We start from the raw sequence: 16,160 nt of genomic DNA on the forward strand, positions 1-16,160 counted from the left end.
TGACCTCACAGTCGGGTGAGTTCGACGCAGGTAAAGAGCACGAGCCCTAACGCTCCAATGCGTTTCACGCGCAGTCGATGCTGTGGTCGATGTCGGTAGCGCCGAAGCAGATCCCACCAGAGCGCAAAGAGGGCGGCGTAGAGCAGGGCGCGCCACCACCGCAGATAAGGTCGTGCCGATTCGAATGCCTGCTGCCAGACCTCGAAACTACCCAGCGCAGTGCGGCCGATCCAGGCGACCAGTGCGGCGGTCAGGATCATCACCGCGGCAATCCTCAGACCTGAAAGCAGAGTGAATAGCGGTGAGCGTTTCATGGCTCACTTGCGCCTAGCGTCAGCATCATTGAGTCGGCCCGGCTCAGGGTCGCCTTGCTCGACGGTACGCGAAGCATCGGCACCACCCGCATGTCGATCGAGCACCAGGCTGGCGGTATTGGTTGCGAGCATCTGCCGGACCTGCAGCTCGGTTTGTAGCAGACGTATTTCGCGCTCCAGGGCGTCGATATTTTTCGTCAAGGCGGTCTGGGCCGGCTCGGCTGAAGCGATGTTCGGTTCGTGACTGCCTGCCAGCAGGGTGCGCAGTAGCAGCAACGCTTTGTCGAGCACGCTGGACAAGGCCGTTTCACTGGCCAGGCGTCGCGCCAGCAGATCCTGGTCGGGATCGTCGCGCAAGGCTTCGATCACGCCACGGGTCACTGGAAGTATTGGGCTTGAGGCTTTAGCCAGATTGTCAGGGGTAGGCGACAGTGAACCGGACAGCAGCCCTTGCAGGGCCTTGAGGCGTTCGCTGTAGGCCTCCTGGATCAGCGGCGTCAATCCGCTGCCAGCGGCAGCACGCAGGGTTTCGCAGCTGTCGCAGGTCGCGACTTCGCTCTCGCCCAACACCCGAACGGCCCATTCGGATTCCTCCTGGGGCGAAGCCCATGTCTGGCAAATGGCTCCACCCAAACAGTCGCTGCTACTGATCGACGTACTGTCAGCCACCGTCCGGTTATGCAGCAAGTTGTAGCCCGCGCGCACTACGTCGGAGGTCACCCGAATGGGTGTCTGCCCATTCCCACCAGCCTTCGAACCGCCGACCCAGGACACCCCATTGTTGCCGTTTTGGGACTCGGTATTTTTCACCGTGGCCACTGCATCACCGCCGGTTTGCTCCAGATTACTCTGCATCTCCTGGTTCTTGGCCAGCGCACCCCAGCCGGCTTGGCCGACCTTGTCCGCCATTTTCTCGGCCATGGCTTGGCAGGTCAGTTTGGAGCGATCGAAGTCGATACGGCCCTGCATCACCCCGTTGCTCAACAACTCATAAAGGCCGGGGTTGGCGCGCTGGATGATCAACGCTGGCAGCGACATCACCGCTTGGGTCGCGTTCTGCACAACGCTGCCCATGATCTGCTGGAAACCCTCAGTGGCACCGTTCAGCTGGTTTTGCAGGGTATTGGTGAGGCTCATGTTTCCGCACATCATGTTCGCTCGCCAGGACCCGCCGACACCGAGACCACTGGGTCGGTAGAGCGAGCTCGGTGAGCCGACTGCCGAGCCGCCACCAATGGTGTACATCACCCGGTCGTCGAGCACTTCGCCGTGAGTACCCAGGCGGTAATCGCCCTCGGCGGCGTGGGCATGCGTGGCAATGGAGAGCAGTCCGCAGAGCAACAGACTCATCGGGCCCAGCCATGGTCGTGCGAGAAGCCGACTCATGAAACACCACCTTCGAAGTCGATGCTGAACAGGAAGGTCTGTCCCTCACGTTTGCAACAGCTATAGGGGCGCCACAGCGCCCAGGCGTAGCCGCCATCAGCGCTCTGCACCGGATCGCTGGGGAAGATGGCACACGTGGGCTGAATCTGGGGGGAGAGCAACTGCCATTTGTGGGTTGAAGCATCGTTTTCAACGATCGGACCCGGCGGCCAGTAGCCGTCGCGTGGTGCGGGTGTGAGCGGCAAGTACACATGTGGTTGCCCGTTACGGGTGATGACATCGCCGGCCCGTTGCGCCATCACCGCGGCCGCCTTGAAATCGTCGGGCTGTACCAGAAAACCCTGCCGGGGATAGACGTTGCCCCACATGTTTCCCAAGGCCTGCCGACCGATTTCACGGATCCCCGGCATGAGCGACTCGGGGTAAAGACTTTCCGGTATGCCATGGCGCCAGGCCAGCGAGTCCAGGGTGCTCAGGTAGTAGGGCATGAACGCAGTAGCGCCGCTGGCGCAGGCGTAGCCGGAATGCGAGGCCAGTTGAGTGGCGGCCCAGCCACCTGGATGACCGATGCCATCAACGTTTTTGAAGCGAGGCAGGTTGTCGCGGTGGCTGTTCGGCGTGATCAGGTTGCCGCCACCTTCCGCACCGCCAATGGGAGAGGAGAGGGTGGCCATCTCGGACCATGGATTATTGCCCGTAGTGGCGTAGCTCGAGACCACCAGCTCAGGAATGAAATGACGCACCTTGGTCGAGGTTTTGACTTTGCAGCCGAAGGGCGTGCAGAGCAGCCAGAAACAAATGCCGACGACCCTGTAGGCGAGGCAATTTGGCGACAACACCGAGGACGTGATGCTGCCGGTATCCAGCGCCACGCTTGGCCCGCACGCCAGCAGGAGGCTCAGTGCCAAAGGTCGTAACTTCTGGGGCGCAATTGATGGGCATACGACAGGCATGATCCAGGCTCTTTGGGCTAATGGCCTGGACACGTTCGATGATTGAACGTACACCGTCAGTGATAAAGCTGAAGCTGGCGTTGTCGGTTTACAAGGATTTGCAGGGCGACGAGGTAGCTATTCGATGCTCAATGCACGGCGAAGGGTGTCTGACTCAGTGAGGAGCTGATCCGTCGTGATTTCGAGAATATTGGCGAGTTTGCACAGGACCATCAGCGACGGATTGCCCGTGCATCGTTCGATTTGACTGACGTAGGTGCGATCCACCTCGGCCATGAGCGCAAGTTGCTCTTGGGTAAGGTTTTTCACGCGTCGCATCAAGCGGATGTTTTCCGCCAGATGCAGACGAAGCTGTTCGTAGTCTTGAGTCATGCGCGCAAATTGCGCCTTGAGGGACTCTCAATCCACGGGATATAGTCTACATTGGCATATCTAGGCTATTTGATGCTCATGCCTGTTATCGAGCTTTCATTTGGCTTCGTTAGGATTTTCGAGGCTGTACTCCGCGTCTAACAATAAATCAGAAATCTAGGGTGTGTATGGACGAAAACTACATTTCAATTCCTGCGGCGGATGGTTGCCCAAGTCTTCTGACACCATGGAGCAACGAGTTTGCCTCGATGATCGAACGTGGCGTGCAATGTGCTCAGGCTTGGCTTGATACGCCCGGCGAGATTCCCCTGTGGTGGGAGCTGGCGCAAACCCGCAAGACCTTTCCTGTCGGTGACTGCCAGGATGCCTTCGAAGCCGGATTCTTGTTGAGGATTCAGCAGCGGCTCCGGGGCGTACCGCAATAACCGATCACTCGCTTTAGAGCGAGAGGCCTGAATAGATTCCCCTATGCGAGTTCTATTCCTCGCGCTCTATCGATCAGTTCCGCTACCCGATACGCCGCTTCCAACTCAGAGCAGCCGTTCTCCTGCATCAGTGTCCAGCGCTCGGCTTTTTCCTCGGGCTCCGTCATGGCCAGGGCGAGATAAAGACTTGGCGGCACGGCCCGAAACAGCGTTTCGAGCTTCTTCGATAGCACGACCCCCTCAGTGTATTTTCCCGGCTCCTTGCTGGCGGAGAGCAACAAGGCTTTCTGTGCCGGCGTGAGTTTCTTGAACCGTGCGATTTCTTCGATTTCCGCGGGCGGCATGTTCAAACAAATCCACCATTCGATCATGTTGAGCATGGTCTGCGCGGCCGTGGGGAAGTCGGCCAGGTTCTGTGTGGCGAGCCAGAACCAGGCACCGAGTTTGCGCCACATCTTCGTGCCCTTGACCACGAATGGCGCCAGCAGCGGGTTCTTGGTGATGATATGGCCCTCGTCGGTGACCATGACGATCGGTCGACCCAGGTACTGGTCGCGCTCGGCAAGGTTGTTCACGGTGTTCATCAGGCTGATGTAGCTAATGGACATCTGGGCTTCGTAGCCTTCGCGAGCATAGGTGGCCAGGTCGACAATGGTCACATCGCTCTCGGGCCAAGGCGTGCCCTCGCGATCGAACAGTTCCCCTTCGAAACCCTGGCAAAACAGGTCGATGGACTCGCCCATTTCCTGGGCACGCTCACGACGCTTCTCCGGCAAGTGCGTGTCAGCGGCGACGTGCAGCAAGGCGTCGCGCACGTCACGGGTCAGTACCTGGCGACCCGCCGCGACACACGTTTGCGCCGCATCCAGGATGCATTCGCGGATCAAGCTACGATCGGCTCGACTCAGGCGGGCTTCTTCCTTGGCCTCGCCACCGGTGATCATCAGGCGAGCGGTGATTTCCAATTCGCCGAGAACATCGCGCTGGTCTTCGCGACTGGCTACCGCCTCATCGTCCAGCTCATCGATCGACAGACTCGCCACCTGATCCGGCTGCTCGACCAGGCGCCAGGCATCGGCGAACGGGGCGAGACTGACCGAGGCGCCAGGTTTCAATTGGACCTTGTTGACCGACAGGCCCTGTGTCGCGAAGTAGTCGCCCTGCAAACCGAATGAGTTGCCGGCCTCGACGATATACAGGCGAGGGCGGTACACGGCCATGACCTGCATCAACAGGGTGACCAGGGTGGCCGACTTGCCGGCACCGGTGGGGCCGAACAACAGCAGATGACCGTTCATGGCCCGGTCCAGACGTGACAACGGATCAAAACTCAACGGCGAGCCACCACGATTGAACAGGGTTATGCCCGGGTGGCCGGTGCCCGTGCTGCGGCCCCACACCGGAACCAGATTCGCCAGGTGCTGGGCGAACATCAGGCGGGTGTACCAGTTGCGCGTGTCGCAGGCCGGGTTGTACGCCATTGGCAACCAGCGCAGGTAGCTGTTGCAGGCGGCGACCTCGTCGCCTTCACGTACTGGTTGCAGCCCCGCACCCAGCAGCGCGCTGGCCAGGCTGACCGAGCGCTGGTGCAACTGCTGTTCATCGTGACCGCGCACGTAGAACGCCAGGGTGCCACGGTACAGCTTGTGCTGGCGGCCGATGATCGCGCGAGCCTCTTCGACATCCTGGCGGGTTTGGGTCGAGGCCAGGTTTTCACCGATGGCTTTGCGCGCTAGGCGGTTCAACTGCTCTTCGAGCACATCCTGCGGTTTGACCACCAGGGTCAGGCTCATCACCGTACCTTCGGGTAACTGGTCGAACAGCGCATTCACCGCGTCACCCTTGCGGGTTTCGCCAGTGAGTTGGCCAATCAGTGGCGCCCGCCGCAGTTTGTCCACCACCATCACCCGATGGGGTTGATCGTCGAAAAACCAGAATCCGTGCGGCACATCCGAACGCGGCTCATTGAAGAACAACCGCTCGGCGAAATCGTGATCGAAGGGCAGTTCCAGCGACTCATCGTTGCCCGACTCCGGGTAGGCCACGCGGCGATAGAACTCCTCGGGCGATTCATCGGTGAGCTTGGGGGTTGGATTGAACCAGGGCACTAACCAGGCATATAGGCCTCGGCCATCGACTCGTGTCGATTGCACCCCGCACGCCTGCAACGAAGCACCGATACGTTCGCAAGCCTGTTGCAGGGATTGCACCGGGCTGAGTCCCGTCTCCTCATCGCCAGACCCGAGCCAGCGATAAACCACCAGGCGCACCCGGCGGTTGTTGCCACGCCAGGGCAGGCGCGTCACCACCTTGTCCTCAAACAGCCCACCCGGCTTGGCGATGGCCTTCAGATGACGGCGGCTGAGTTGCAAATACGCCTCGGTGAAGACGGTGCCTCGCGCGCTGTCCTGAATATAGCTAGTGAGCCGATTGAGGTAGGGGGAGAAGTCGTTGTCGTCCTGACAGAAAAACTGCGCCACCCACGGCGCTTGGTCCAGCTCGTCAAAGCTATCCTGCAGGGCATCCTCGAGGGCATCGCGGGCGGCCATCAACCAATCGGGTTCGCGCCCTTCAGTGCCAATGGGCAGCAACTCGAACACGGCACCCACCGAGCGGTTGTCATCCAGTAGAAAACACTGCTCGGTGTCGAGGTATTCGACCCATGGCAGGTGATCGGTGAAGCTGGGGTTATGCGCATAGAGTGCAGCTTCATCGGCCAAGGTGGCGCGAGGGCGCAATGGGTGGCGCCAGGCTTTCCATGCAGAAGTGCGGTTGCCCGCATCGCCGGCACGCACTACAAGTCTTCCTGACGTTCACCGGGTAATGCGTACTGCACCCGTTGGTAGAACGGAAAGACGGTCGAGTAACCCGGAACCGGTGCCTGCTCGGTACCACTCAAATGCGGATACACGTACAGCACCAGATCGGGATTGGGCAGGCGCGGGAACAGGTTGCGGATCTCGTTCGCCGCTGTGCGCGTGTACGGTTCCTGGAGAGCCGCGGAGACATCTGCCTGAGCCAGCGGGCGGCGTAACTGCTGTCGAGCATCCAGCAGTTGCTGCTGAGTGCCTTGCGAACCGGCGCCGTTCCAGATATCCATCATGGTTTGCTCGCCATGGGGCAGCAGCGTGTCTTTGTCGGTGGAACACCCCGTCAGGACCCAGCAGAGCGAGCTAATCCAGGTCAGGCAGAGAAGCATGGTCTTTTTCATGGCGAACGCTCCGGCCCTTGGGCTCGTAGTCGATGGTGATCTCATGGTCGAGGTGCAGTGCGACCTGTGCTGCAGGTGGTACGTACACGGCAGCAAAGGCTTCGCCATACAGTTTGTTCACCCACTCGCGGATGTCGCTGACCCCACCACTGAGAATTGAATTCAGTGCGCTATTGCCACTGCTGCTGGTGACTCCGAGCGTACTGCCGCCCGAACTGATCACACTACTGTTGTTCCGCTCATCCTCGAGCAGCGCTGCGACACCGGCACCGGCGGCAGTGATCAGGCTCTGGCTGCCGAGGTATTGCTGGGCGTTCGAGCGGCGCTCGCCAGCGATGCAAGGAATGCCGTACGGATCGGACAGGTAACCGAGCCCGCCACGTATCTTGTCGGTGTTCGAGTTCTTGTTGGTGGAGGCATTGCGGCTGGCTACTGCTTTCGGCTGCGGCACTGTGCGGATGGTGCCATCGGTAAACACAAAGGTGATTGACTCGACCTGTCCGCGTACGCAAGACAGGGTCCAGTCACCGGACGCCGTGCCGCTCATTACGGCACCCGCAACGTCCGGCAGGTCGATGCCGTTGGCTGTTAGGTTCTCGGGGCCGACCAGCACCTTGAAGGGATAGGGATCATTCACGGTGCCGTCTACCGGGACTCGGCCGATCAACGCGGTCATGGCGACCGAGCCCATCAGCGTGGCGTTTTCGGGAATGGTGTAGACCGGTTTCGCGTCTTCGGAACGATCAACGGATCGCGTGAGGTCACGCTCACCCTGGGTGACTGCACGTAGCTGTTTCTGGCTGCGATCATTCGCGTTATCGTTCAAGCCTTCCAGTGAGTTGAAGGCGGTAGGCAGACTCAGTGCGGAAGAGATCTTGGTTTTGCCTCGGGCGTTGGTGGGCGGAGCATCCGAGGGCTCAATCCACTGCAGCGCATCATTGGCAGAATGCTGCCCGTCGAACTGAGCTCCGTCGCCCGGCTCAAGCCCCAATCCTATTGGCATATCCTTGCCTTTGCCGGTCAGCCCCGACAACTGGTCCTGCAATTGCGTCAGCAGACCGCGAGCCTGACGACTGTCTTGTTCCGCTTTGAGCCGGGCCTCGTTGGCTTGTCGGCGACCTTCGTCGACCTGCTGGGTCACGCTGCCAAGCGCCGTCTGGATACGCGAATCGACACTGTTTTCCCGCTCGCGCAGGCGGTTGTTCTCCGTCAACAGCGACTCGTTGTGTTTCTTCAACCCGAGCATGTCGCTACGCATGGCCTTCACCTGGCCGACCAGGGTGGCGACCGTGTCGCGCGGGGTATCGCCCGCAATGCCGAGCGACTTGGCTTGCTCGGCGGATAACTGAATATTGCCCTGATCAACCGGGTGCTCTGGAGAGGGCGTGCTGCCACCCGCGACCCAGCTTTTCAGGATGATCACCACCACGGCCAGCAGCGCAGCCGGTACCAGCCATTTGAGCAAGGCGTTAGCCTTCATCATCAGCACCTCGCGCAACGGGCGGAAGCAGCACGGCGTGTTCGAGGCCAGCACCACGGGTGACGAGGTAGGCAATCGTGGTGTCTTCCGCACTGCCGACCGGCCCGAGAAAAGCATGCTGGAAGGCTGCGGCGAACAGCTTGGCCTGAAGCCGGCGCGGATCGAGTTGCACCGTCTCTGAACCACGATTGCGCAACTTCACCGCTGTCACCCAGTAATCACCGAGTCGCCAGGTGGCGATGGGTGTGCTGGAAACGTTTTCGCTCGGCAGCAGGGTTGGCAGTTCGCTGCGCAGCTTGAGCGGTAGGCGGCGTACGCCGGGCAGGGATTCTACGGTGCGCAGCGGCGCGTACAGGCTCTGTGCGGCATAGCGCGTTAAAGCGACCGGGATCGGCGTGCGTGCTGGAACAGGGACAGTGCTAGATTCTGCCTCGGCAGCCTGCGCCGGAGCATTCTTAAGAATACGCACGGGCTCCAGCGGTTGATCGCCAGGTGTGGCCGCGATGTCCAGGAGGATGACCTCGCCCGTCGCGACCGATTGCAGTTGCAGGCGGGTCGGTGCAATGGCGTCCGACGCGCGCAGGTACAACGTGCCGCCGGTTGATTGCACGCGCAGCTTGCCCGTCAGGGTTGAGGGCACACCGACTCGAACATCTTCATCGATAAAGACCACCCGCTCTTGATTGATCACCAGAGGGACCGCGAGGGGAAGGCGTTCCCAGTGCATCAGCTCGACGGCCTGCACTGCAGCTTCCCATAATATTAGTGCGACGGTGAGCCCCAGGGTAGAAATCCGCTTCATGGCTCACCTCCAGGCAGGGCGATTTTTTGCGGCGTGCCCTGATAACAATCCAGTGCCAGCCCCCACTTATTGCGTTCGGGATCCAGGTCAAAACGCACCACGCGTAATGGATAACGCACCACCACTCGTTTCACCGGTTCGGCGGCGTAATACTCATCGGCGTTGAGGTCGAGCTTGACCAGCCAGCTGTCGCGATCGAGTTGCTTGACCCTGAGTTCCGGATCTTCGCTGTAGCCTCGGCCCAGAATTTCGTAGACGCCACGCACCCGCTGGCGCAACTCGCCAGCGGCCTTGCGGTACTCGTAGTCGCCATCGAGGAAGGCTTTGCAGGAGGGTGTCAGGTAGGACTGCAAGCCATAGATGGCGCGGCGATAGTCCTGCTCGCCATCTGAGGGCCAGCGGTTGAGCTGGCCAAAGATGTACAGGGCAAAGGCATAGACATTCTCTGAGGGGATATCCCACCACTTGCGCGTGCTGCCCGAGCGCAGATCTGGGGGGACATGCACGGTCAGATCGGTCGGTGCCGAACGCCAGCCGTACCAGAGCCCGGCACAGACCAGGGCAAGGATCATTACCGCCAGACGCAGGCTGAAGATATGCGCCTGTTGGGCATCGACCTTGTTTCGAAATCGGCTCATGGCTGCCACCGGGACAGGGCAGGGCGCAGTCGACGCGAACGGCGAACCGTCCAGGCGCCGGAGTGGAGAATCAAACTTCCGCGCCCCAGGCGCCAACGGCTGGCGAGTACCCATTCGAGTTTGCGGTACAACCAGGTATCGGGGCGGGCCCGTTTGGCCCGACGCAGTAGCGTGCCACCGGCCAATAACACCACGGCCATGCCTGCGATCATGCTGGTCGGCGCCACGGCAATGGAAGCGGTGGCGATCGTCAGAGGAACGCCCAGCAGCAGGCCAATGATTGCGCCGGTGCCAAGCGCTACCCACATCTCATCATTGGTCAAACCGCGTAATACGGCAGGATCGCGATTGAGCCGCTCCGGCAGAAAGACCAAGGTGCCGTCGGCAAGATGTTCGATTGTGTCGTTCATGCCGTCCTCACAGAATCGCGGCAGCCTTGGTCAGGAACCAGATGATGATCACCACCAACAGAGCACCGATACCGACCACCGCACCTAAGTCTTTCCAGGTCTTGCGTTGGTTCTGCACGTCGGCATAGACAGTCAGGGAATGCCAGGCCACACCTAGAAAAGCGAGTAGGGCGATTAGCAGACCGAGCAAGATGCCGCCGTCGTAGGCGTAGTTTTTGATCGTCTCGATCAATCCGGATCCTTCACCGCGCGAAGGGGCTTCCATGGTGGGGAGCTCGGCGAAAGCTAGGCTTGGGCCGAGTACCAGCAGCAGACCGATCAAGCGTTGGCTGGCACGATCTCGCAGATTTTTTTTCAGAGGGGTAAAGCACTTGAGCATGGTGGCGATCTCCTGGGTTAGGACAGGGTGAAGAACATCAGGACCAACAAGGTGAGCAGCACGCGTGCGGTACTTCCGCCAAGCGCGCCGAAGCGCACACTGCCGGTGGCCCAACCCCGGTAAGCCGTCCACATCACCCAGGCGCACCACAGCAAAGCCAGGACCAGAACCAGGGAAAGCCACAGCGTCGAGCTGCTTAGCACCGAGAAGCCGGACGCATTTTGGAAGGCAGAGATCTGAGCGTCAGTCATGCTCATGGCGACGGCTTCGCAATCGGAGTGTCGAGGCGGTAATCGCCGACCAGCTCATCGGGGTCGCGGGGCTGAGCACGGGACGGGGATAGGTAGTTCCGCATACCTTGGCGGATGCGCTGGATGTCCTCTGTCAGGCGGGGATAGTCGAAGCGATAGCGTTCGTTTGGTTCAAGGGTACGGGCTGCCTTCGCTCGCGTCGCAAGGCGTTCGATAATGTCGAGCTGCTGTTGGATCAGGCTGAGCTGTTCCTGCTCATGAGCCGATGCGGCATAGCCGCTGCCATGAACGATGGCCAGTGAAAGCAGTAACAAGCAGCGAAAGATGGTAGTTGGCATGATGCTGGCCCATATGGATCTGGGAGCAGAATCAAGTTAGAGGTCGAATTTTTCCGCAAGAAACCTGAGGTCTGATGAATCGCTTTTTCTGGGGAGGTACTGGAGATGTTTACTTACAGCTATGTGGTCCTTCGATCTTTGATGGAGAGAGTGGTTGAGGCTCTAGGGAAATTCCACTCTCGATGAGCTTAGTTGATGACGATATCGTCACAACCCATTTTCCGTGAACGTGAGTAACACCAACAGGCCGGGGCTATCTCCGGCCTTTTTGTTGACGTACTATGTCAGGATTGATGATAAATCAGCATCTAGAGTGAATAATGCCCAAAGCGATTGTTATCGAAGATGAGCAGCTTGAGCATGCTTTTCGGGTTGCGAAAGTTAGCAGCCCTGAGAACGGATGCCGGGATGCTGCCCTTCTGCTTACCTGCTTTGGCACCGGCATGACCGTGACGGAGATTTGCCGTCTGCGTGTGAGCGACTACTTGACGCAATCAGGCGCTGTAATGATCGACTCTCAGGTGCGGGCAGAGATTGCCTACAACCATCGTTCAAGGCCGTTGTGCTGGACCAGCAAGAAATTGACTAACGCTATAGATACACACCTTGCAGAACGCCTTGTACGCGGTCATGGCGTTTCTACCAGGGTGATGGCATATCGTGGCCTCGACCCGGACTCGCCCTTGTTCGTCTCCGGTCGAACTGGTGAAGGGTTGAAAATCAGTGCGCAGCGTCGAGACGGCAAGACCTACTACAGTGCGAATCAGCTCAGCCGGTTATATACGCGCCTGTTTGGCCTTGCGGGGATTGAGGGGGCCAGTGCGCAGTCAGGGCGGCGGACGCTCGCGGTAAAGCTCAAGCGCCGTGGCATCGACTTGAGGCATATCAGCGAGATTTTGGGCATCGAAAGTTTGGAGGCGGTCAAGAAGCTCTGTGCGGGGGATCCTGCCCGCTTGGGCGATATTGTGCGGAGAATTATTTGATGGGCATCAGGATGACACCGGACGAGTTCAAGAAAATACGGATGCAGATCAACAAGCCTTGGAAGGAGTGACCATGCTGACAAATATCATTATCAAGGGATTCAAAAGTTATCGGGAGCAGCGGTTACCGCTGTCGCCCTTGACGCTAATGATAGGCGCCAATGCCTCAGGCAAAAGTAACGCGCTAGAGGCCTTCCGCTTCCTATGCTGGCTGGGCCAGGGTCAGAAGCTGTCGGTGTTACGCCACCGGGTCGATGAGTCTGAGCAGATTCTCCGTGGTCAAATTAAGGACCTTCCCTACCACCAGGGCCGGTCATTCACCTTGGGTTGCGAAACCGACGACTTGGACTGGAATAGCCTAAGTGTTGAAATCGCCCTGCGAGAAGATGAGTTGCACATCGTTCACGAAAGTATCAGCTCGCCTCTCCAAAAATTCCCGCTTTACCGTATCGAGCAGTCCTCTAGCGGTTTGAGTACTGACGTACGCGTTGCATACAATAATTTCTCCACAGGTGGTAAGAAGCCACAAATCACATGCACTGACCAGATCGCCATCCTAAACCAGCTCGCCAGTTCAGCTTTGTTCGACTCAGGGCACAAGAAAGCACAGAAAGTCATCCCGCAAACGACTGAGCACTTCCAGTACCTACTTGCTAATACCTTGTTCCTTGATCCCGTGCCTGCTCTGATGCGTGGCGATAGTTATCCGGACAAGAAGCTGCGTGGTGACTGCTCTAACCTGTCCGGTGTGCTTTATACACTCTGGCAGGACGAGGAGGCCCGTCCTGCGATCATCGAGTTCATCAAGAGTTTGCCCGAGCAAGACGTAAAGGATGTGAACTTCTTCGAGGATCGCCGCGGACGCGTATCCTTGGAGCTGGTTGAGAACTTCGGATCGGTCGAGCGTAATTGGTCCGTTGAACTGCTCTCTGATGGCACCCTTAGAGTGCTGGCTATCGCCGCTGCTCTGCTGTCTGCACCGGCGGAGTCGACGCTGGTAATCGAGGAAGTCGATAACGGTGTCCACCCGTCACGTGCGCGCCAACTACTGAAAACTATGCGTGAGCAAGCAGAGCTCCGTGGTGTGCGCCTGCTGCTCAGCACCCACAACCCAGCTTTGATGGATGCACTTCCAGATAGTGCATTGGGCGATGTGGTGTTTTGCTACCGTGATCCGCAGGATGGCGACAGCCGCTTGGTACGCCTTGCTGATCTGCAGGACTACGCCGGGTTGGTCTCTCAAGGGCCATTAGGGGAGCTCGTAACCAACGGTATCGTGGATCGTTTTGTGAAATCGCCCGTCACGGTCACGCAGAAACGGCAAAATGCGTTGAATTGGCTCCGGAAAATGCAGGGAGAGGCATAATGAGCTCAATCTGCTTGATCGATACTAGCGTGTTCGTAAACATGCTAAACGTGCCGGGGCTCAATCAGGACGCCGAGCGTGTGGGTGCCGATTTCCTCGAGTATGCAGACAACAGTTGCACGTTTATTCTGCCGATGGCCACTATCCTCGAGACCGGTAATCATGTCGCTCAAAACGGCGATGGAAGACTCCGCCGACAAACAGCACAGCGCTTCTGTGATGCAGTACGCGCCGCGTTCGCCGACGAGCCCCCTTATAGGCTCAGCGAGTTTCCCAACACGAGAGAAATTCTCGAGTGGCTGGCTGAGTTTCCGGACAAAGCTGGCCAAAATAAGTCTGACACTCGAATCGGTGAAGGTACTAGCTTTGGTGATCTCAGCATCATCAAAGAATATGAGAGGTGCTTAGCGCGGTTCCCCATGAGCGAGTTATTCATCTGGTCTTTAGATAGCGATCTAGAAGCGTACCATTACCGACCGAATCACCCTATTCGTCGATGATATTTCTCGGTGAGTAACCGTCCTGCTCAAGGAAGAGTTAGGCTCGATTCTTTTGGCCAAGGATCCATCTGCAAGTTGGTTTTTTACCCGAGGTACGGTATGGCGATCATCGGCAATCTTAAGCCTAAACCCGAAACTGAAGTGACCGAAGCCCTTCAATTGGCAAGTGATGACTATCGTCAATTCATCACTAATATCCTTGAGCCTGCAAAGGATGATCTCGAAGCGAAGGTCAAACTGAACGCGGTTGCGCTCCACCAAGTATTTGGAGTGAACCTACTTTTGGCACACAGCGTTGACTACTTACAGGCTGTGAGATCTGCTGATGGGATAAAAGAATCTCGTAAGGATCTGGTAAAAACTTTTGACGAGAGATTCTCGGTGGCCGGCGCATACCTCGGCAACCGTAAAATGGAACTTATTGACGCGATCAACAATGCCTTAAAGCACATCCGGCTCGATACCAAGCGATATGAGAGTGTAGAGGAACGGTATGGGGAAATTTCGTACCAAAGCCTCGCGGAGGATGAGGGCCGAGTTATGTGTCACCTTGAGAACTATCGATTCGACTACTGCCGGGTGGTGCTTTTGCCAGCACTGAAGGCATTATCAAACTGGCAGTTTAAGTGTGTTGAAGATGTTTTGATGTTTGCGAGGGGCGATTTCATAGTTATGGAAAGCTCCTACTACCCTGATATCTATGATCCCGATGACCCTTCAACAGCTATTGATCAGATGATCGAGCTTTGTAATCCCCCATGCAAAAACTGCGAGCAGTCAGCGGATGAATGCCTGTGCTCAAAGTACGTGTTTGCCGGCGCTAGCGGCCAATTTGAACCCGCTTATAGTCCCACCTCAGGTGAACTCGATGAGCTGTTCAGCCACATATCTCCCTCATACCGAAGATCCTAGGGAAATCGCACTAGGGACACCCAAGCCCCGCCGTCAAACGTGGGGCAGGTGCATAGAAGGACGCCCAATTTTGGGTCCGCGAAACCAGCACGGAAAAGGACCATGAACATTGAGACTATGTCAGCAGCCGTCGCGAAATGGGCCAGCTCCGAGCCGCTAATTCGAAAGGCGTATCTCTTTGGCAGCCGAGTTCGTGGCGCGCATAAGCCAGACAGCGATCTGGATGTTGCGGTCGAGATTTTCACCTTGCAGGGCGATAGCAGTCCATTTACTACCTGGACCTGTGAAGCGCAGCGCCTCAAGGCCTCGATAGCCGGAGTTGTTCCTGTGATCATCGATCTTGATTGGTATGGAGGTGAGGTAGAGACGCCCCGCATCCATCAGGCTTTAGAGCAGTCAAGTGTCGTGGTCTATAAGGTTGAAAATTCCACCTCAACCATCCCGACCAACTGATCAGGGAAAATCCTTCCCAGGTGCATGCCAAGCCCAGCCGTCAAACGCTGGGCAGCGGCAGTAGAAGAGGCGCGGTTTTCGCGTCCCGCAAATGACAGGGAATCAACATGGCCACCGGGGTTACCAGTGAGTTTGCTATTCATGCCCAGACAATCTTGCAGCAACCGCCACTGCAAGCGTTCGTATTGCACCTTTGGAACGCCCAAAAATATCCATTCGACATAGGCTCTCAGCTACGTGCGATGGATGCCAGAAATTACAATTTTATGCTGACGTTGCTTTCTGCGTTCAGACGTAATGGACCAGATGATCGATCGTTCCAGGACCTAGCTCAAAAATTGGCCGAAAGTCGATAGGAAAAGACTGCCACTCACTGCCCGCGCTTGCGGGCTTCGGCAGTAGGAGAGGCGCGGTTTTCGCGTCCGCGAAATCGTTGAGGGTCAGCGGCAGATGAACCAGCTCGAAAAAACCATTGTTGACTCAGCGCGTACCCAGCTCATTGAGCTACGGCACGCTCTGGCGGAGTCGGAAGGGTTTGAACATGGCAGATGAACTGGATGATCTGAGCGCCGACGAACTGGCGATTATTGACCTCAAGTCCTTGACCCCGGAACTGGCAAAGCAGATTGTACTTTTCCGCAAATACGATGAAGGGGAGCTGACTGCCCGTGAGTATTTGCAAGCAGTGGCATCCCTTCGATCAAATCGACCCAGTGGCAGCGTGCCAGATTCGGCCCCTGCGAAAAAGCTGACTGGCTTAGTTCCTATAGCAGCGATTGCCGCTATTGCCTTCGCTGTTGGTCTAGCAGTGGGGCCGTGGGCTTCAAAGAAGGTCTACGGATATTCCTCTGTGGAAGAGTGCCTGCTTGATGCGAAGAATCGTTATCAGGCGAGCGCATGTGACGAATTGTTTCCACGAACGGCCAAATAGACGCTGAACACTATCGGGGCGATAGCCTGAAAATTAGGCTCAAGTAATCACGGAAA

The 16,160-nt window shown here is 57.8% G+C and carries 20 protein-coding genes; 7 read left to right on the top strand and 13 right to left on the bottom strand.

Annotated elements, in window-relative coordinates; all coding sequences use genetic code 11:
- Positions 1-5: 5 nt before the first annotated feature.
- The 4 genes from HBO10_RS28340 to HBO10_RS28355 all read right to left on the bottom strand — a co-directional run bounded on the left by HBO10_RS28340 (position 6) and on the right by HBO10_RS28355 (position 3,025).
- A complete protein-coding gene (locus HBO10_RS28340; protein WP_034115544.1) occupies positions 6-314 on the bottom strand; it encodes a hypothetical protein in 309 nt (102 codons plus the stop codon).
- A gap of 3 nt (positions 315-317) precedes the next feature.
- A complete protein-coding gene (locus HBO10_RS28345) occupies positions 318-1,700 on the bottom strand; it encodes an integrating conjugative element protein (protein WP_034115543.1) in 1,383 nt (460 codons plus the stop codon).
- Positions 1,697-2,653 (bottom strand): TIGR03756 family integrating conjugative element protein, encoded by a 957-nt coding sequence (locus tag HBO10_RS28350; RefSeq protein ID WP_034115542.1) that lies wholly within the window; start codon positions 2,651-2,653, stop codon positions 1,697-1,699. The genes HBO10_RS28345 and HBO10_RS28350 overlap by 4 nt, the downstream gene beginning before the upstream one ends.
- Positions 2,654-2,770: 117 nt before the next feature.
- The gene (locus tag HBO10_RS28355; protein WP_010567732.1) at positions 2,771-3,025 is read right to left on the bottom strand and encodes a helix-turn-helix transcriptional regulator; all 255 of its coding nucleotides are present in this window, start codon (positions 3,023-3,025) and stop codon (positions 2,771-2,773) included.
- 167 nt (positions 3,026-3,192) lie between these two features.
- Here HBO10_RS28355 and HBO10_RS28360 point away from each other — a divergent pair, with 167 nt between their 5' ends.
- Complete coding sequence (locus HBO10_RS28360) at positions 3,193-3,450, top strand: LasR-specific antiactivator QslA (protein ID WP_034128270.1); 258 nt, start codon at positions 3,193-3,195, stop codon at positions 3,448-3,450.
- A 41-nt stretch (positions 3,451-3,491) separates the two neighbouring features.
- On the opposite strand, the gene HBO10_RS28365 is transcribed toward HBO10_RS28360, so the two are convergent.
- Genes HBO10_RS28365 through HBO10_RS28405 form a run of 9 tightly spaced genes read right to left on the bottom strand, consistent with a single transcriptional unit; the run spans position 3,492 to position 10,959 of the window.
- Complete coding sequence (locus tag HBO10_RS28365; protein WP_010567730.1) at positions 3,492-6,245, bottom strand: conjugative transfer ATPase; 2,754 nt, start codon at positions 6,243-6,245, stop codon at positions 3,492-3,494.
- Complete coding sequence (locus HBO10_RS28370; RefSeq protein ID WP_010567729.1) at positions 6,245-6,661, bottom strand: TIGR03751 family conjugal transfer lipoprotein; 417 nt, start codon at positions 6,659-6,661, stop codon at positions 6,245-6,247. The genes HBO10_RS28365 and HBO10_RS28370 overlap by 1 nt, the downstream gene beginning before the upstream one ends.
- Positions 6,624-8,141, bottom strand: a complete 1,518-nt coding sequence (locus HBO10_RS28375; protein ID WP_010567728.1) for a TIGR03752 family integrating conjugative element protein — start codon at positions 8,139-8,141, stop codon at positions 6,624-6,626. The genes HBO10_RS28370 and HBO10_RS28375 overlap by 38 nt, the downstream gene beginning before the upstream one ends.
- Complete coding sequence (locus HBO10_RS28380; RefSeq protein ID WP_010567727.1) at positions 8,131-8,943, bottom strand: TIGR03749 family integrating conjugative element protein; 813 nt, start codon at positions 8,941-8,943, stop codon at positions 8,131-8,133. The genes HBO10_RS28375 and HBO10_RS28380 overlap by 11 nt, the downstream gene beginning before the upstream one ends.
- Entirely contained in the window at positions 8,940-9,581 is a 642-nt protein-coding gene (locus HBO10_RS28385; RefSeq protein WP_010567726.1) for a PFL_4703 family integrating conjugative element protein, read from the bottom strand. The genes HBO10_RS28380 and HBO10_RS28385 overlap by 4 nt, the downstream gene beginning before the upstream one ends.
- Positions 9,578-9,991 carry a TIGR03750 family conjugal transfer protein gene (locus HBO10_RS28390; protein ID WP_010567725.1) on the bottom strand — a complete coding sequence of 138 codons (414 nt, stop codon included), beginning with the start codon at positions 9,989-9,991 and terminating at the stop codon, positions 9,578-9,580. The genes HBO10_RS28385 and HBO10_RS28390 overlap by 4 nt, the downstream gene beginning before the upstream one ends.
- Before the next feature lie 7 nt (positions 9,992-9,998).
- Complete coding sequence (locus HBO10_RS28395) at positions 9,999-10,370, bottom strand: TIGR03745 family integrating conjugative element membrane protein (protein ID WP_010567724.1); 372 nt, start codon at positions 10,368-10,370, stop codon at positions 9,999-10,001.
- Positions 10,371-10,387: 17 nt separating this feature from the next.
- Positions 10,388-10,627 (bottom strand): TIGR03758 family integrating conjugative element protein, encoded by a 240-nt coding sequence (locus HBO10_RS28400; RefSeq protein ID WP_010567723.1) that lies wholly within the window; start codon positions 10,625-10,627, stop codon positions 10,388-10,390.
- Positions 10,624-10,959, bottom strand: coding sequence for an RAQPRD family integrative conjugative element protein (locus tag HBO10_RS28405; RefSeq protein WP_010567722.1), 336 nt, complete (start codon positions 10,957-10,959; stop codon positions 10,624-10,626). The genes HBO10_RS28400 and HBO10_RS28405 overlap by 4 nt, the downstream gene beginning before the upstream one ends.
- A 320-nt stretch (positions 10,960-11,279) precedes the next feature.
- Here HBO10_RS28405 and HBO10_RS28410 point away from each other — a divergent pair, with 320 nt between their 5' ends.
- The 6 genes from HBO10_RS28410 to HBO10_RS28435 all read left to right on the top strand — a co-directional run bounded on the left by HBO10_RS28410 (position 11,280) and on the right by HBO10_RS28435 (position 16,104).
- A complete protein-coding gene (locus tag HBO10_RS28410) occupies positions 11,280-11,942 on the top strand; it encodes a tyrosine-type recombinase/integrase (RefSeq protein ID WP_010567721.1) in 663 nt (220 codons plus the stop codon).
- Between the two features lie 73 nt (positions 11,943-12,015).
- Positions 12,016-13,308, top strand: coding sequence for an ATP-binding protein (locus HBO10_RS28415; RefSeq protein WP_010567720.1), 1,293 nt, complete (start codon positions 12,016-12,018; stop codon positions 13,306-13,308).
- Complete coding sequence (locus HBO10_RS28420) at positions 13,308-13,808, top strand: hypothetical protein (protein ID WP_010567719.1); 501 nt, start codon at positions 13,308-13,310, stop codon at positions 13,806-13,808. The genes HBO10_RS28415 and HBO10_RS28420 overlap by 1 nt, the downstream gene beginning before the upstream one ends.
- 99 nt (positions 13,809-13,907) lie before the next feature.
- On the top strand, positions 13,908-14,720 hold the full coding sequence (locus HBO10_RS28425; RefSeq protein ID WP_034115539.1) for a hypothetical protein: 813 nt from the start codon (positions 13,908-13,910) through the stop codon (positions 14,718-14,720).
- Between the two features lie 102 nt (positions 14,721-14,822).
- Entirely contained in the window at positions 14,823-15,173 is a 351-nt protein-coding gene (locus HBO10_RS28430) for a nucleotidyltransferase domain-containing protein (protein ID WP_010567717.1), read from the top strand.
- A 541-nt stretch (positions 15,174-15,714) separates the two neighbouring features.
- On the top strand, positions 15,715-16,104 hold the full coding sequence (locus HBO10_RS28435) for a hypothetical protein (protein ID WP_034113360.1): 390 nt from the start codon (positions 15,715-15,717) through the stop codon (positions 16,102-16,104).
- The last annotated feature ends 56 nt before the right edge of the window (positions 16,105-16,160 follow it).

The organism is Pseudomonas sp. WS 5503 (assembly GCF_012985385.1).
GTDB lineage: Bacteria > Pseudomonadota > Gammaproteobacteria > Pseudomonadales > Pseudomonadaceae > Aquipseudomonas > Aquipseudomonas paracarnis.

Bases quoted from the DNA above. Each gene is read 5' to 3' on its own strand.
- HBO10_RS28425 (WP_034115539.1), top strand. From the start codon at position 13,908: ATGGCGATCATCGGCAATCTTAAGCCTAAACCCGAAACTGAAGTGACC.
- HBO10_RS28390 (WP_010567725.1), bottom strand. From the start codon at position 9,991: ATGAACGACACAATCGAACATCTTGCCGACGGCACCTTGGTCTTTCTG.
- HBO10_RS28340 (WP_034115544.1), bottom strand. From the start codon at position 314: ATGAAACGCTCACCGCTATTCACTCTGCTTTCAGGTCTGAGGATTGCC.
- HBO10_RS28420 (WP_010567719.1), top strand. From the start codon at position 13,308: ATGAGCTCAATCTGCTTGATCGATACTAGCGTGTTCGTAAACATGCTA.
- HBO10_RS28415 (WP_010567720.1), top strand. From the start codon at position 12,016: ATGCTGACAAATATCATTATCAAGGGATTCAAAAGTTATCGGGAGCAG.
- HBO10_RS28380 (WP_010567727.1), bottom strand. From the start codon at position 8,943: ATGAAGCGGATTTCTACCCTGGGGCTCACCGTCGCACTAATATTATGG.
- HBO10_RS28375 (WP_010567728.1), bottom strand. From the start codon at position 8,141: ATGAAGGCTAACGCCTTGCTCAAATGGCTGGTACCGGCTGCGCTGCTG.
- HBO10_RS28410 (WP_010567721.1), top strand. From the start codon at position 11,280: ATGCCCAAAGCGATTGTTATCGAAGATGAGCAGCTTGAGCATGCTTTT.
- HBO10_RS28395 (WP_010567724.1), bottom strand. From the start codon at position 10,370: ATGCTCAAGTGCTTTACCCCTCTGAAAAAAAATCTGCGAGATCGTGCC.
- HBO10_RS28360 (WP_034128270.1), top strand. From the start codon at position 3,193: ATGGACGAAAACTACATTTCAATTCCTGCGGCGGATGGTTGCCCAAGT.
- HBO10_RS28345 (WP_034115543.1), bottom strand. From the start codon at position 1,700: ATGAGTCGGCTTCTCGCACGACCATGGCTGGGCCCGATGAGTCTGTTG.
- HBO10_RS28435 (WP_034113360.1), top strand. From the start codon at position 15,715: ATGGCAGATGAACTGGATGATCTGAGCGCCGACGAACTGGCGATTATT.
- HBO10_RS28430 (WP_010567717.1), top strand. From the start codon at position 14,823: ATGAACATTGAGACTATGTCAGCAGCCGTCGCGAAATGGGCCAGCTCC.
- HBO10_RS28350 (WP_034115542.1), bottom strand. From the start codon at position 2,653: ATGCCTGTCGTATGCCCATCAATTGCGCCCCAGAAGTTACGACCTTTG.
- HBO10_RS28355 (WP_010567732.1), bottom strand. From the start codon at position 3,025: ATGACTCAAGACTACGAACAGCTTCGTCTGCATCTGGCGGAAAACATC.
- HBO10_RS28385 (WP_010567726.1), bottom strand. From the start codon at position 9,581: ATGAGCCGATTTCGAAACAAGGTCGATGCCCAACAGGCGCATATCTTC.
- HBO10_RS28370 (WP_010567729.1), bottom strand. From the start codon at position 6,661: ATGAAAAAGACCATGCTTCTCTGCCTGACCTGGATTAGCTCGCTCTGC.
- HBO10_RS28405 (WP_010567722.1), bottom strand. From the start codon at position 10,959: ATGCCAACTACCATCTTTCGCTGCTTGTTACTGCTTTCACTGGCCATC.
- HBO10_RS28400 (WP_010567723.1), bottom strand. From the start codon at position 10,627: ATGAGCATGACTGACGCTCAGATCTCTGCCTTCCAAAATGCGTCCGGC.